11 protein-coding genes and 1 pseudogene are annotated in these 13568 nt (G+C 64.9%); 5 read left to right on the forward strand and 7 right to left on the reverse strand.

Features of this window, described 5'->3' with window-relative positions; all coding sequences use genetic code 11:
- Positions 1-4 precede the first annotated feature (4 nt).
- Positions 5-1975: an AMP-binding protein gene (locus MYCSM_RS22595; RefSeq protein WP_015308493.1), complete on the forward strand. Its 1971-nt coding sequence runs from the start codon at positions 5-7 to the stop codon at positions 1973-1975.
- Positions 1976-2025: 50 nt separating this feature from the next.
- Here MYCSM_RS22595 and MYCSM_RS22600 read toward each other — a convergent pair whose 3' ends face one another.
- The 7 genes and pseudogenes from MYCSM_RS22600 to MYCSM_RS22625 form a co-directional block, all read right to left on the reverse strand.
- Positions 2026-2772 (reverse strand): FadR/GntR family transcriptional regulator, encoded by a 747-nt coding sequence (locus tag MYCSM_RS22600; protein WP_015308494.1) that lies wholly within the window; start codon positions 2770-2772, stop codon positions 2026-2028.
- Between the two features lie 149 nt (positions 2773-2921).
- On the reverse strand, positions 2922-3380 hold the full coding sequence (locus MYCSM_RS22605) for a MaoC family dehydratase (protein WP_015308495.1): 459 nt from the start codon (positions 3378-3380) through the stop codon (positions 2922-2924).
- A gap of 50 nt (positions 3381-3430) precedes the next feature.
- Positions 3431-3631 (reverse strand): annotated as a pseudogene (locus tag MYCSM_RS39120) (NAD(P)(+) transhydrogenase (Re/Si-specific) subunit beta); the annotation flags it as partial.
- A gap of 16 nt (positions 3632-3647) precedes the next feature.
- Complete coding sequence (locus MYCSM_RS22610) at positions 3648-4442, reverse strand: enoyl-CoA hydratase-related protein (protein WP_015308496.1); 795 nt, start codon at positions 4440-4442, stop codon at positions 3648-3650.
- A 112-nt stretch (positions 4443-4554) separates the two neighbouring features.
- Positions 4555-6417 (reverse strand): 1-acyl-sn-glycerol-3-phosphate acyltransferase, encoded by a 1863-nt coding sequence (locus MYCSM_RS22615; RefSeq protein WP_015308497.1) that lies wholly within the window; start codon positions 6415-6417, stop codon positions 4555-4557.
- The gene (locus MYCSM_RS22620; protein WP_015308498.1) at positions 6414-7925 is read right to left on the reverse strand and encodes an HAD-IB family hydrolase; all 1512 of its coding nucleotides are present in this window, start codon (positions 7923-7925) and stop codon (positions 6414-6416) included. Before MYCSM_RS22620 ends, MYCSM_RS22615 begins: the two co-directional genes overlap by 4 nt.
- A gap of 43 nt (positions 7926-7968) precedes the next feature.
- Positions 7969-8163 carry a ferredoxin gene (locus MYCSM_RS22625; RefSeq protein ID WP_015308499.1) on the reverse strand — a complete coding sequence of 65 codons (195 nt, stop codon included), beginning with the start codon at positions 8161-8163 and terminating at the stop codon, positions 7969-7971.
- 378 nt (positions 8164-8541) lie between these two features.
- Between MYCSM_RS22625 and MYCSM_RS22630 the strand changes: the two genes are divergently transcribed.
- The 4 genes from MYCSM_RS22630 (at position 8542) to MYCSM_RS22645 (ending at position 13554) form a co-directional block, all read left to right on the forward strand.
- Entirely contained in the window at positions 8542-9642 is a 1101-nt protein-coding gene (locus MYCSM_RS22630) for an NAD(P)-dependent alcohol dehydrogenase (protein WP_015308500.1), read from the forward strand.
- A gap of 21 nt (positions 9643-9663) precedes the next feature.
- On the forward strand, positions 9664-10626 hold the full coding sequence (locus MYCSM_RS22635; protein WP_015308501.1) for an alpha/beta fold hydrolase: 963 nt from the start codon (positions 9664-9666) through the stop codon (positions 10624-10626).
- Positions 10619-12034 (forward strand): wax ester/triacylglycerol synthase domain-containing protein, encoded by a 1416-nt coding sequence (locus MYCSM_RS22640; RefSeq protein ID WP_015308502.1) that lies wholly within the window; start codon positions 10619-10621, stop codon positions 12032-12034. The genes MYCSM_RS22635 and MYCSM_RS22640 overlap by 8 nt, the downstream gene beginning before the upstream one ends.
- Positions 12035-12225: 191 nt before the next feature.
- Positions 12226-13554 (forward strand): cytochrome P450, encoded by a 1329-nt coding sequence (locus MYCSM_RS22645; RefSeq protein WP_015308503.1) that lies wholly within the window; start codon positions 12226-12228, stop codon positions 13552-13554.
- The last annotated feature ends 14 nt before the right edge of the window (positions 13555-13568 follow it).

Raw genomic sequence — 13568 nt, forward strand, 5'->3', positions numbered from 1 at the left:
CAACGTGACGAGTTATCAGTGGAATCCGACCAACGCCTACATCGAAGGTGCCAACATCACACGGCTAGCCCGCGCGCACCGCCTCGCCGGCATCGACGAACTGCGGTCGCGTTCGGTTCAGGACGCGGCGTGGTATTGGGATGCCGTCGTCACCGATCTAGGCCTGCGGTTCCGCTCCCCCTACAGCCGAGTGTTGGATCTGCGCAACGGAATTGAACATCCCGACTGGTTCGTCGACGCGACACTGAATATCGTCGACTCCTGTCTGTTGCATTGGCGCGACGATGCTCCTCACCGCGTCGCCGTCGTGCACGAAGACGAGGCCGGCCAGGTACGCCAACTCACGTTCGCTCAGCTGGCAGACCAGGTGGCACGCGCCGCAAATGGATTGCGCGAGCTGGGAATCGGCCCCGGCGACGCCGTCGCGATATATCTGCCCATGATCCCCGAGGCGGTCATCGCCTGTTATGCGGTGGCCGCCCTCGGCGCGGTGCTGGTCCCGCTGTTCTCCGGTTTCGCCTCCGCGGCGATCGCCTCGCGCGTCGAAGACGCCGCGGCCAAGGCGGTCATCGTGGCCGACACCACCGTGCGGCGCGGGCGCGCGTTGCCGCTCCTACCACAAGTTAACGATGCACTGGCCCACTGCCCGAGCGTGCAGCACGTGGTCGTAGTACCCAACGGGGCAGAGGAACCCCCCAAATACGTTGGCGCGCAGATGGTTTTGTGGTCACAGCTGACCCACCGCGACGCCGCGCTGGTGCCAGTGGACCTCGACGCCATGCACCCGCTGCTGCTCGCGTACACATCGGGCACCACCGGCAAGCCCAAGGGGGCCGTGCACACCCACGCCGGTTTCCTGGTGAAGACGGCCAGCGAGGTCGCCTACTCATTCGATGTCAAACCCGGCGGCGTGTTCTGCTGGATCACCGACATGGGCTGGATCATGGGGCCGCTGTCGATATTCGGCACCCACGCCAACGGCGCGACACTGATGTTGTACGAGGGATCACCAGACAGACCCGACAACTCTCGGCTGTGGCGGCTCGTAGAGCGCCACCAAGTCACCATGCTCGGCGTGTCCCCCACCCTGGTGCGTGCGCTGCGCTCAGCTGACGTTTCCCAGATGCCCGACCTGTCAACGGTGCATGTGCTGGGCTCGACCGGCGAACCATGGGACCCCGAGTCCTACGAGTGGCTGGCCCGCGACGTGTTCGACGGACGCGTACCCGTGATCAACTTCTCCGGCGGCACCGAGGTCGGCGGATCGTTTCTCGCGCCATACCCGGTCGAACCCATTCGCAGTTGCTCATTAGGCGGTCCATCGCTCGGCATGGACGTCGACGTCCTCGACGACAACGGCCGATCCGTCCGCGGGCAGGTCGGCGAGCTCGTGTGCCGGCAGCCGTGGCCGTCGATGACGCGTGGGATTTGGCAAGACGACCACCGCTATATTCAGGCGTACTGGTCACGGTTCCCGAGCATCTGGACGCATGGCGACTTCGCGATGGTCGACGATGACGGTCAATGGTTCATTCTCGGGCGTTCCGATGATGTCATGAACGTGGCCGGTAAGCGGCTGGCGCCCGCAGAAGTGGAATCGGTGATGATCACCCATCCGCGAGTCGCCGAGGCGGCCGCGGTCGGTGTGCCCGATTCCGCCAAAGGGGAAGCGGTGTGGGCATTTTGGGTCTCGAGATACGACGACGTCGATCCCGAGACGGCCGATCAGGTGGGTGCTGAGCTAGCCGCTTTGGTCGCGCGCGAGCTTGGGAAGCCGTTCAAGCCGTCGCGGGTGTGGCAAGTCAGCGCGCTGCCCAAGACGCGATCGGCCAAGATCATGCGCCGCGCCATACGAGCCGCCGCGCTCGGCACAGATCCTGGGGACCTCTCCGGCGCCGAGAACCCCGACGCCGTCAGCGAGATTCGCCGACTCGTCGCAGACCAGACGACACCCCTCGACGTCAAGGCCAGGTAGCCTGCGCCGAAGTGGCACGGACCGCTTCAGACCTTTATGGGCGCGTGTATTTAGTCATCGACGATGATGGCGTCACGTTCGTCGACGGCAAGTGCCGCCTTGGCGTAGCTGTGGACATGGCGACGCATGCGGCGCGCGGCTGCCTCCGGGTCACCGTTGCGAATCGCGGTTGTGATCGATTTGTGTGCGCGTTGGGTGACGGAGCGCACACCGTCGTCGACGAACGCGGCATTCTCGGTTCCGGTATAGATGGCCTGCGACAACGCGGTCATGAATCCGATGAGTAGTTCGTTGTGGCCGGCCATGGCCACACCGACATGCCAGTCGAGATTGGCCTGCAGGAATGCCGGCAGGTCCGCGTCGGGATCGGCGATGTCCTTGTTCGCTTTGTCGAGCACCGCCAGGTCGTCATCAGTGCGGTTGCGCGCAGCCAGCTCGGCGCAGAACGGTTCGAGGGCTTCGCGGGTCTCCATCAGATCAGCCAGCCTGATCCTCTGACCGCGGATCATCATGCTCACCGAGTTGGCCATCGACTTCGTCGTCGGACGCTGGACAAAGGCGCCGCCCGCCCGACCAGCCCTGACCCGGACCAGGTTCTGCACCTCGAGGATGCGCAAGGCTTCCCGGACTGTGGCACGGCTCATCTGTGTCTGCTTGACGAGCTCGCGTTCTGCTGGAAGCGCCGTGCCCTCGACCAACTCTCCGGAGAGGATCCGCTCACGAAGTTCGCGTGCCAACACATCGGAGGCCTTCGGCACGTCCACCGGGGTGAGCAAGACAGTCGATCGTGGTTCCATTGCGCTTCCTCCCGCACACTTTTCGGCCTAAAGGTAAGACCCAATGTACCGGTCAGAATATTGGCCTCGCGTCAGATGGCGCCAAGCCGCGCCGCGTTGTCTCGGTGGGCAACGACCATCGGCGTCTGGCCTGCGGGGGCTGGACCGCTTCAGAAGACCATCCTGGCGATGATCTCGGCGACCGCGGCGGGCTTATCCGAGCCGTCGAGCTCAACGGTCTGTCGCACGGTCAGGTCGACCGTGGTGTCGTTGACCATCCTGGCGTCCATGAGATCCGATCGCACCCGAACGCGGCTTCCCGCAGGCACCGGCGCCAGAAATCGCACCTTGTTGAGCCCGTAGTTGATGCCCATCTTGGCATTGTCGACGCGGTAGTTGTCCTTGCTCAACGCCGGAATGAGAGACAGCGTCAGGAAGCCGTGGGCAATGGTTGTGCCGTAAGGGCTTTCGGCTCGGGCTCGATCGACATCGACGTGTATCCACTGACGGTCGCCCGTCGTGTCGGCGAAAGCGTCAATACGGTCCTGATCGACAGCGGTCCACGCCGAGACGCCGAGTTCTTGACCGACGGCGTCGACGGCCTCAGCGATGGATGCAATAACGCGCACCTCTCACCTCTCTCGTAGAAGTCGAGCTGCCCCGATTGGGACCGTTTCATCACCTTGGAAATCACATTGGCCAGTGCGGAACCGGAAACGACGAGTAACAAGCCGACACCGACCAACACCGCATTGTCCAGCACGAAACCCGCTACTGCCGTGGACAATCCGGCGTAGGCGTTGAACAGCCAGATCACCATTGGCGCAAGCGATGGCCTGACCTCGTCAGTCACCAACCCGCGCTGTTCTGCGTTGAACATCGCCGCAACATCCCGCTCAGTTGCCCCGGTAGGCAGCGAATTCGGGGACGCGCTTTTCGTTGAACGCGGCCACACCCTCCTGCGCTTCGGGCGTGTCGCCGAAGAGCTTCAGGCTCGAGTACGCCATCTGGCCCATCGACGCGAACTGCTCAGTGTCAGTGTTGAAGGACTGCTTCAGAATCTTCAACGCCGTCGGCGAAAGCATTAGAATTTCATCGGCCCACGCCCGCACCTCGGACTTGAGCTCGGCGGCCGGCACCACCTTGTTCACCAGTCCCCACTCGGCGGCCTGCTGCGCCGAGTAACGCCGGCACAGGAACCAGATCTCGCGGGCTCGCTTTTCGCCGACCACGCGCGCGAGAAAGCCGGTGCCAAACCCGGCGTCAAATGATCCGACCCGGGGACCGTTCTGTCCGAACACCGCGGTGTCGGCGGCGATGGTCAGGTCGCAAATCACGTGCAGCACATGGCCTCCGCCGATCGCGAACCCGTTCACTGCGGCGATGACCGGCTTGGGCACGTCACGGATCACCCGGTGCAACGTGTCCACCTCGAACAGGCCCGTCTCTGACGGGCCGTAATCGCCGGTTTCGGCGCGTTGCTTCTGATCGCCTCCCGTGCAGAACGCCTTCTCACCTGCGCCTGTCAAACATATGACGCCGACCTCCGGGCTCCCCCACGCCAGCTTGAATGCCCGGATCAGCTCGTCGAGCGTGCGCGCACGAAATGCGTTGTACCGCTCGGGTCGGTTGATCGTGATCCACGCCAGGCCGTTGTCGACCTCATAGGTGATGTCGGTGAACTCGGTCATCAGTTGCCTCTCCTCGTTGAAAGCCACTCCACAGGCGGTCAAACCGTTATGGTCATACCATATTACCAAACGCCGGTGCCTGGACAAACAAGGCGCTGGCGTGATGCACGTCTCACACCGGTGCGGAGCCCCGGTGCATTTGCGCGAGCTCGTCGATCGATGCCTGCAGCTCGTCGAGTTCGGCCACCAGGGCCGCTCGGCGGTCGGCGACCTCATCGGCCGCCGCATCGCAATCGAGCAGGCCCCGGTGCCGCGCCATTTTCACCGCGGTGCTGAACATCTCCCCCGACACCGACTCCTCAGTGATGCGATGCTGCAATGACCATTGCCGGCCCAGACGAAGACACCTCTTGAGCAGATCCTGTTCATCGATTTCGAGTCCGGCCCCGACGTTCACCAGTTCCTCGGCCACCACCCGATAGGCGTCGATGAACGGTCTGAGCACCAAATGACCCACCAGCAGGTCGCTTCCTTTCAAAATGCGCGCAGCCTCTTCGGCGGGCAGCGGTGCGCTCGGGTCCGGGTCACGTCCGGTCATGATCGCGAACTCACGCCAGAGCTCGCCGGCGAACTCCTCGCGGCCGGCGAAGAAGAAGTCGAACTTGAGCAGTTCGCGGACCGCCTGTGCCTTTTCCCAACCCGAGCGCTTGGTCGCCCCCGGTGTCTGCACGATCGCCAGCAGGGCCAGTTCGGCGATCGCTCTGGTCACCAGAACGTGAATCGCGCTGTTGCGGTACACCCCTGCGATCAGATGCTGGTCGTCGCCGATCCCCCACACCGTCGTCGGACCCCCGGCGTAGCAGGTCAACACGCCGGAGCCGACCAGGTCGTGCAGCGTCTGCGACACGGTCGCTCGGTCGGTGAGGTCCGCTCCGCCGGCAACACGCCAGCCGCGGGCACGTAAGTATCGTGCCAGCGGTGCGACCGTCGCGCGCACCTCGTCGAGGGTCAGGGCACGGTCTTCGCCGAGCATTGCGACGCATACCGCCGCCGTGGCCGTCACCGGCGTGGCCTGGTTGAGCCGATGGCAAACGTCGAGAGCAATGCGCTCAACGACCTGGCGATCAGTCAAGCCCTCGGCGCGCAGCCCGACGATCCGCTCATACAGCGGGACCGGTGAGCCGAAGCTGATGTAGATGCGACCCAGGCGATGCCGCAGCCCGCGCGCGTAACTGAATAGCCAGCGCGCGTTCTCCGGCCGCTTGGGAAGCCCGCGCGACTCCTCGACCATCAGTTTGACTTCGTGCAGCGGCAGCTGGTCGAACAGGATCGACACGGGGACGGCCACGGTCTGCTCGGAGCGCACGGATTCGACTGCGTCGGTCACATATCGCAGCAATCCGTATCTCGGCGGCCGCAGCTTGCCGGTGCGTGTCCGACCGCCCTCGATGGACCACACCAGGTTGCGGCCGGCAGACACCATCTGGCCCACGACGATGCGCAGGGCCAGCCGGTAGGCAGGCATGTCCCCCGTCGCTCGCCGCACCGGGATGAACCCGTTGCGCCTGGCAATCGTGCCCAGCGGGAAGAAATTCAGGTTGGCGCCTGCCAGCCCGAACGTCGGCGTGATCCCTCCCTTCACAAGGCGCGGCGGAAAGGAAAATTGATCCAGATAGGAGCGGTGCGAGATGAGGAAGATGAGGGCGTGATCGCGGTCCAGCGCCCGCAGCCGGGCCAGGTCATCGTCGTCGACGACGACCTGGAAGCCGCGGACCATCCACGCCGACAGCGCATGCCAGGCGCGCACAACGGGAGGAACGTGGGAGACCGCCATCTCGCGGACATAGGATGCCGCCTCTGTCCGCACATCGGTCACAGTGCGGGACAGCTGGGACGCCAATTGAGCTGTTGCGCTGAGAAATTCATCGGAGGCCAGCAGCGCGGCGATCTCTCGACGGTCGCCAGAGCGCGACATCGACGCGGCGGATCCTTTCGGATGCAGCAACCGGGTAAGTCGATCAGACAGCACAGTCACTTGCCCACCGCCGATGCCTGCGCAATGGCGGCTGACCACTGTTGCCCTGCAGACGTTCCCGGCCAGTCGTCAAGGGTGTCGATGTAGAGCTGGCGCATTCGCGGCACCCACAGGTCGAGATCCGCTTTGGTCCAGTCGGCGGTCGGAACCGGCTCATGCACAACGACTTCGATGGTGCCTTCCTGTGCCACCCTGGCGTTGCGCCACATGATTTCGCCGGCGTTGCGGATCACGATCGGAACGATCGGAACTCCGGCGTCGCGGGCCATGTGGAAACCACCCTTCTTGAACACCCCGATCTTCGGGCTGAACGAGCGGGTGCCTTCGGGTGACATGGTGATCGAAAGCCCCTTGCGCAGCCTGTCCACCGCGGGCTGCAACGCTGAGAGAGCTTTTGATGTGTTGCTGCGATCCACGAACGCGACATCAGCCATCGCGAACAGCTGCCCGAGCACGGGTATCTGGGCCACCTCTGCCTTGGCGACGACGGTGAAGCCGCGCTGCACGACTCGGGTGGTTACGAGCATGTCGATCAATGTGCTCTGATGGTTGATGAAGAACACTGCAGGCCGGTGCGCCGTGTTTTGCTCGCCGATGACCTTGAACCGAATGTTGGCCAGCTGCCCCCCGAGCCTGCCGAACAGCGAGGTCGCCAGATCCACGCCGCCGCGACGATCCTGGGTCAGCACACCAGCGACCGCGCCCGCGCCGACTGCCGCGGCGAAGCCACCGATTAGACCGGTCGTTCGGGCCAGCGACAGCGGATGGAACTGGCTCCGTTTGGTTTTGAAACGCACCACGGGCCATCCGCGCTCTCCGGCATGACGGGCGAGGTCTGAACCGGGGTTGATCGGATGGGGAAAGCCGACCCCACCAAGGAACGGCACGTCCTCGTCGCCGTTGGCGTATGCGTGGCAGTTTTTCAGCGGGATTCGATGTCGTTTGGCGAAGTCACGGACCGCGGCGAGCTTGCTTTCCCCCCACGGCGGGCGCCCGGAGATACCGCCGGTGAGAACACCGTGCTCGGTCTCGAGCTCCGTACACAAAATATGGTCGATACCCAGTTCTCGGGCCATGGGCGCGACCTGCATCCGGGTGGCAGATGTCGCGATGACGACGGTGTGCCCCTTGTTTTGGTGGGCGCGCACCAGCCGCCAGGTGCCATGGAACAGCGCACCGGCGATCTCGTTGACGAACAGCTCCTCGCCGAGTTCCATCAGGTCGTCATCGGTGCGACCCACCCAGCTCTGAATTCCGTGCAACATCAGGTCTTCGAACGCGGCCTCGTCGAGCGGTCCACCAAGCGCCGCGAGCATGGTGCGCACGAACTCATCGGGTCCCAGTTCGAAGTTGCGCGCCCGATGGGCGATCAGCGCGCTAGCCGAGTACCCCTGGATCAGGGTTCCATCGAAATCGAAGAACGCGGCGACTTTGGGCCCGCTAGGACCGGCCTTGATCTGGGCGACGACATCGTCGACTGCGATCACCGAAGGCGTGCTACCGGTCATGTCATGACCGCCTTCGCGCAGAATTGGGCAGCGTCACGCGGGGTTAGCCGACAATCCTCAGGGATGCCGTCGGGCACATGTCCACGGCCTCTTGTGCAATGTCGATGGCCTGGTCACCGTCGAGCTCGGCATCGAGTACCTCGACCGTGCCGTCCTGCTGGATTTGGAAGCGCTCGGGTGCCAGGCCTTCGCAGAGTCCCATCCCGGCGCACTTGGTGCGGTCCACCTCAACTCTCATGTCGTCTCCCTCGTCGTCGCCGCCGGCCCGGACCCGGCACCCGGCGTCGTTTCCCTGGGTTGGGGGGAGGTACGCGCGCCCGGTGCCGGGGCGGGTGGTTTGCGACCGCGACCGTTGAGTTCTGGCGACCCCACTATGAAGGCTCGAACACCATGCAGCCAAGGGTATTCGGGACGAAATACCTCTGCTGCGGGGTGCATAACCGCCCGATGTGGTGACGCGTCACTACCAGACGTCGGCCACACTCGCAGCACAGGAGTCCACGTATGGGCCCGTCCGCGTGCCCAACCACCGCCGGTGAGCCGATGCCAGTTGTCGGCACGCCGAAAGCGCCGCGGTTCAGCGGCTCAACGCCACACAGTAGAGAAGGGGCAGCAGATGCAAATCTCAGCCGCGGTGGTCCACGAGGTGGGCGCGCCGTTCGTCCTCACCGAGGTCGAACTCGAAGACCCGGCGCCCGGTGAAGTAGTAGTGGAGATCGCTGGGGCAGGCATCTGCCACACCGACATCGCTGTCCAGCACGGGCACCTGCCGTTCCCGCTGCCCGGTGTGCTCGGCCATGAGGGCAGCGGAACGATCGTGCAGGTGGGTGCTGACGTGACGGCCTTCGCGGTCGGTGACCAGGTCGCGATCAGCTTCAACAGCTGCGCGGCGTGCCCCCAGTGCGCGTCTGGTCAACCGGCGTATTGCCACCGCTTCCTCGAATACAACTTCGGCGGGGTGCGCCCCGACGGATCCGCAGGTTTAGCCTCGGCCGGAACCAAATTGGGGGCCAACTTCTTTGGCCAATCGTCGTTGGCGACCCATGCGCTGGCGCACGAACGCAACGTGGTCAAGCTGCCGCCGGGTGCCCCGGTCGAGCTCGTCGGCCCGTTGGGCTGCGGCATCCAGACCGGGGCCGGGGCGGTGATGAACTCACTGGACGTCCAGCCGGGCTCGACGGTGGTCGTCGCCGGCGCGGGCGCGGTCGGCCTGTCGGCCGTACTGGCATCGGTGGTGCGCGACGCCGCTTCGATCATCGCCGTCGACCTGCACGCGAGCAGGCGCACCCTGGCGACCGAGCTCGGCGCCACCCACGTAATTGACCCAACGTCCGGCCCGCTGTCCGAACAGATCCGCGAGATCGCGCCGGCGGGCGCCGATTATGCGATCGATACCACTGCGGTGGCACCAGTCGTCGAGCAGCTGCTGGCCTCCCTCGGGATACGAGGCACGCTGGGGTTGATCGGTGTGCCCGCCGATCCGGCGGCCGTGTTCTCCGTCGGGCTGTTCCAACCGCCCCTTCTCGGGTTGACCATCCGCGGCATCGTCGAAGGCGATGCCGACCCGCAAACGTTCATCCCCTACCTGCTCGATCTGCACAGTCAGGGCAAGTTTCCGTTCGACAAGCTGATCACCACCATGCCGCTGGCCCGCGTCAACGAGGCAGTGGAGGCCCAGCACCGCGGCGAAATCCTCAAGGCCGTGCTGACGCCCTGAACCTTGTAGAGACAACCTTTAATGGCGAATAACAAGCGTCGAAAAGCGGCTATTGCAGCCGCGGCGCTGCTGACCACCGGGGCCGCGGCGACGGCCGTCGCGCTTATCCGGCGTGGCGCTGAAGGTCCGCGTGCCACTGTCCAACAGTTGGAGCTGACGCCCGTCCACCGGGCCGGGACCGGATCCCCGCTGCTCCTGTTGCACGGCGTGGGCGCCATATGGCGAGCATGGTCACCAGTCCTGCCACATCTCGAGCCTCACCATGACGTGATAGCGCCGACACTGCGGGGCCACGGCGGTGGGATGCCGCTAGACCCCGACATTGCGCCGTCAGTCGACGCCCTGGCCGACGACATCGAGAAAGAACTGGATCGGCTGGGCCTGCACAGAGTGCACATCGCGGGCAATTCCCTCGGCGGATGGCTCGGAATGGAGCTTGCGCGCCGAGGCCGAGCTCTGTCCCTCGTGTTGTTCAGTCCGGCGGGAGCGTGGCGGTCGCAGCGCAGCATCGAGTTACGGGCCAACGCAATTCGGCTATCCGTCGGTGCGCTCGACCATTGTGTGTCGCGCGCTGACACCATCGCCGCAAACACGCTGCTGCGCTGGCCACTGCTGGCCGCGCAGGTCGCACATCCCGAGCGGGTGCCACCTGAGGAATTGGCCGCCTATATCCGGGCCGGTGCCGTCGCGCCGGCCGTCGCGCTACTGCTGCGCGCAATCCCGCTTCGCCAAGTGCAACCTCTTCCGGCTGACCGTGACTACCCCGTCCGGCTGGTCTGGGCTGACCGCGACAGGGTGCTGCCGTTCAACGGTTTCGGCGCACCGATGCTCGAGCGGATACCCGGAGCCGAGTTGGTGCGGCTTCCCGGCGTCGGCCATGTGCCGATGTCCGACGATCCTGCCCGCGTTGCCGAACTCATCCTGCAGGTAACTGCCGGCGTCGACGGCGCGGCGCCGGCCGAAAGGTTTGAACGCAATGCCTGAAACCAACGATGACGCACTTGCCTCATGGGGTGGAGGGCCCGACCTCAGCGCGTGGGAAACACTTATGTGGCGCACCGACAGTCACCATCGCACCCGTTCGACCGGCGTGATGATCGAGCTGCTCGATGTGGAGCCGGATTGGGATCGGCTAGTGGCCGCGCACAATCGGTTCACCCAGCGGGTCCCCCGGCTACGGGAACGCGTCGTCGAGCCGCTATTGCCCCTCGTTCCGCCGGCGTGGTCGCCTGACCCACACTTCGACCTGGAATACCACCTGCAGCGGGTGCGTCTACCGGGCGACGGGTCAATGGCTGAGCTGCACGCACTGGCGGCCCAATTCGCTGCCCGCCCGCTGGATCCCGAGCGCCCGGCGTGGGAGGCGCTGCTGGTGCTTGGCGTCACCGGAGGGCGGGCAGCTTACTTGTTCAAGCCGCATCACAGCCTGAGCGACGGGATCGGTCTGCTGCAACTGCTGGACCTGGCCCACGGACATAGCCGGGAGCCCGGGCCCGCCGACGACAGGCCGATGGCCAAACCTCGACGTAAGGAATCGCCGGAGGGTCTACTGGTAAACCGGCTGGCCGCCAGGGCGGTGAGCGCGCCCGCCAGCGCGGTGCGAGAAGCGTTCTCGGCTGTAGGCCATTTCGTGGGCGACCCGGTCGGAACGGCGACCGACGCCGTCAACTTCGCGATGTCACTTCGGCGAGTGCTGTCGCCGCCGGAGGCGCCCCACTCCCCTGCGCTTACCGGCGGTGGATCCGGTTATCGACTGGACACCTTCGACGTGGCGCTTGACGACCTGAAAATAGCGGGACGGGCGGCTGGAGGCTCGGTCAATGACGCGTTCCTGGCCGCGCTGCTCGGCGGGGTCCGTCGCTACCACGAAAAGCTCTCTCTCACAGTCGATATCATGGCCGTGGCGATACCGGTCAGCCTGCGCACCGACGCTGACCCCATGGGCGCCAACAAGTTCGCCGCCGCGCGGTTCGTGGCGCCGGTCGGTGAACCCGATCCCAGCGCGCGCATCGCCGCTATCCACGACTTCATCTCCGATGCCCGCATGGAACCCGCCCTGGGATTCCTCGACCTCATTGCGCCGGTGTTGAGCCGGCTGCCGGGAATTCTGCTCACACGTATCGCCGGCGAGATGACCGGCCTGTCCGACCTGCAGGCCTCCAACTTGGGGGCGATCGGCCGCCCGCTGTATCTCGCGGGCGCAAAGGTGACGCGCATCTATCCGATGGGTCCCCGACCCGGCATCCCGGCCATGGTCGCAATGGTGACCTACGACGGAACGTGTTGCATCGCCATCAACTTCGACCCGGAAGCGATCACCGACGCCACCTCGTTCTCGACCTGCCTGCGCGAGGGCTTCGACGAGGTCATCGCCCTGGCCGGGACTGCGTGAAGCTTCGCCAATCAGACGAATCGTCGCCGCTCCGCACCGCTTTTACCCCCAACGCGGGAGCGATGACCCCCCGTCATGGTGACGCGGCAGTTGCGGCCTCGAAGTGAGACTTGAGTCACCAGACGCGCTCGCCAACGAGGTCTCGTCGGCGAGGGACATAGGGCAGTCAATACCGCAGGAAGAGGACGTCCATGACGACCGCCGAACACACGCAAGCAGCCACCATTCCCGATGGCATCGCACGGCAGATCGTGCTGCCCGAGGGCCATGGCGACCTCGCCGCACTGCATGAGGCCTACAAATGGGTGCGCAACAACGCGCCACTGGCCCAAGCCGTCGTCGAGGGCTTCGACCCTATCTGGCTGGTCAGCAAGCATGCCGACCTGCAGGAGGTCGAAAGCCAGCCGGAGGTCTTCTCTGCAGGCGGCGGCAAGGAGCCGGGGGCGCATAACCCGATCCTGCAGAACCAGGCCGGTGACGGTTTCATGAAGAGCCTGCTCGGCGGAAGCCTGCGCCTTATGGACGCCCTGCCGTACCTGGACCCGCCCGAGCACACCGAAATCAAGTTCATCACCAACGACTGGTTCCGGCCCACCCAGCTCCAGAAGTGGACAGAGCAGATCGGCGAGCTCGCCAGGGCGTCCGTCGACAAGCTCGAGAAGCTCTCCGCGACCGGGGAGATCGACCTTCTCGACGACTGGGCCCTGGGCTTCCCGCTGCACGTGATGATGACGCTGTTCGGGGTGCCCCCGGAAGACGAGCCGACGATGATGAAGATGACTCAGGAGTTCTTTGGCACGGCCGATCCTGAACACCAGCGCGAGGACGCCGAGGAGCCCAGCCCCGAGGCGATGGCCCAACAGTTCGCGGCCGCCTACCAGGAAATCTGCGCCTACTTCGACATGCTGGTCGAAGACCGCCGCGCCAATCCGCGCGAGGATCTCGCCACATTGGTCGCCACGGCCAAGGGACCCGACGGCGAGTATCTGCCGAAGTCCTTCTCCTACGGCTACTACATGGCGATTTCCACCGCCGGGCACGACACCACGTCGGCAACCCTGGCTGGCACGCTGCAGCTGCTGTCACAACACCCCGACGTACTGGCCCGCGTTCAAGCGGATCCGAAGTTGATTCCCAACCTTGTCTTGGAATCGTTGCGAATGGTCTCACCGGTCAAACACTTCATGCGCCGCGCGGAGCAGGACTACACGATGCGCGGGCAGACCATCAAGAAGGGCGACCGGTTGATGTTGCTGTTCCAGTCGGGCAACCGCGACGAGGACGTCTTCGACCGCCCCTACGAATTCGACATCGACCGCAAACCCAACAAGCAGATCGCATTCGGCCACGGCCCTCACATGTGCATCGGACAACACCTGTCCAAACTCGAGCTGAAGGTGATGCTCGAAGAACTGCTCCCCCGCATCAAGTCGATCGAACTGCTCGGACCCGGGCAGTACACGCAGACCAACTTCGTCGGCGGGTTAAAGCATCTGCCCGCCAAGCTCAATTTCGCCTGATGCTGAAGAGATGC

Source organism: Mycobacterium sp. JS623, assembly GCF_000328565.1.
In the GTDB taxonomy this organism is placed as follows: domain Bacteria; phylum Actinomycetota; class Actinomycetes; order Mycobacteriales; family Mycobacteriaceae; genus Mycobacterium.

Coding starts and splice junctions, on each gene's coding strand:
- MYCSM_RS22610 (WP_015308496.1), bottom strand. CDS start 4,442: ATGACCGAGTTCACCGACATCACCTATGAGGTCGACAACGGCCTGGCG.
- MYCSM_RS22645 (WP_015308503.1), top strand. CDS start 12,226: ATGACGACCGCCGAACACACGCAAGCAGCCACCATTCCCGATGGCATC.
- MYCSM_RS22640 (WP_015308502.1), top strand. CDS start 10,619: ATGCCTGAAACCAACGATGACGCACTTGCCTCATGGGGTGGAGGGCCC.
- MYCSM_RS22625 (WP_015308499.1), bottom strand. CDS start 8,163: ATGAGAGTTGAGGTGGACCGCACCAAGTGCGCCGGGATGGGACTCTGC.
- MYCSM_RS22600 (WP_015308494.1), bottom strand. CDS start 2,772: ATGGAACCACGATCGACTGTCTTGCTCACCCCGGTGGACGTGCCGAAG.
- MYCSM_RS22630 (WP_015308500.1), top strand. CDS start 8,542: ATGCAAATCTCAGCCGCGGTGGTCCACGAGGTGGGCGCGCCGTTCGTC.
- MYCSM_RS22620 (WP_015308498.1), bottom strand. CDS start 7,925: ATGACCGGTAGCACGCCTTCGGTGATCGCAGTCGACGATGTCGTCGCC.
- MYCSM_RS22635 (WP_015308501.1), top strand. CDS start 9,664: ATGGCGAATAACAAGCGTCGAAAAGCGGCTATTGCAGCCGCGGCGCTG.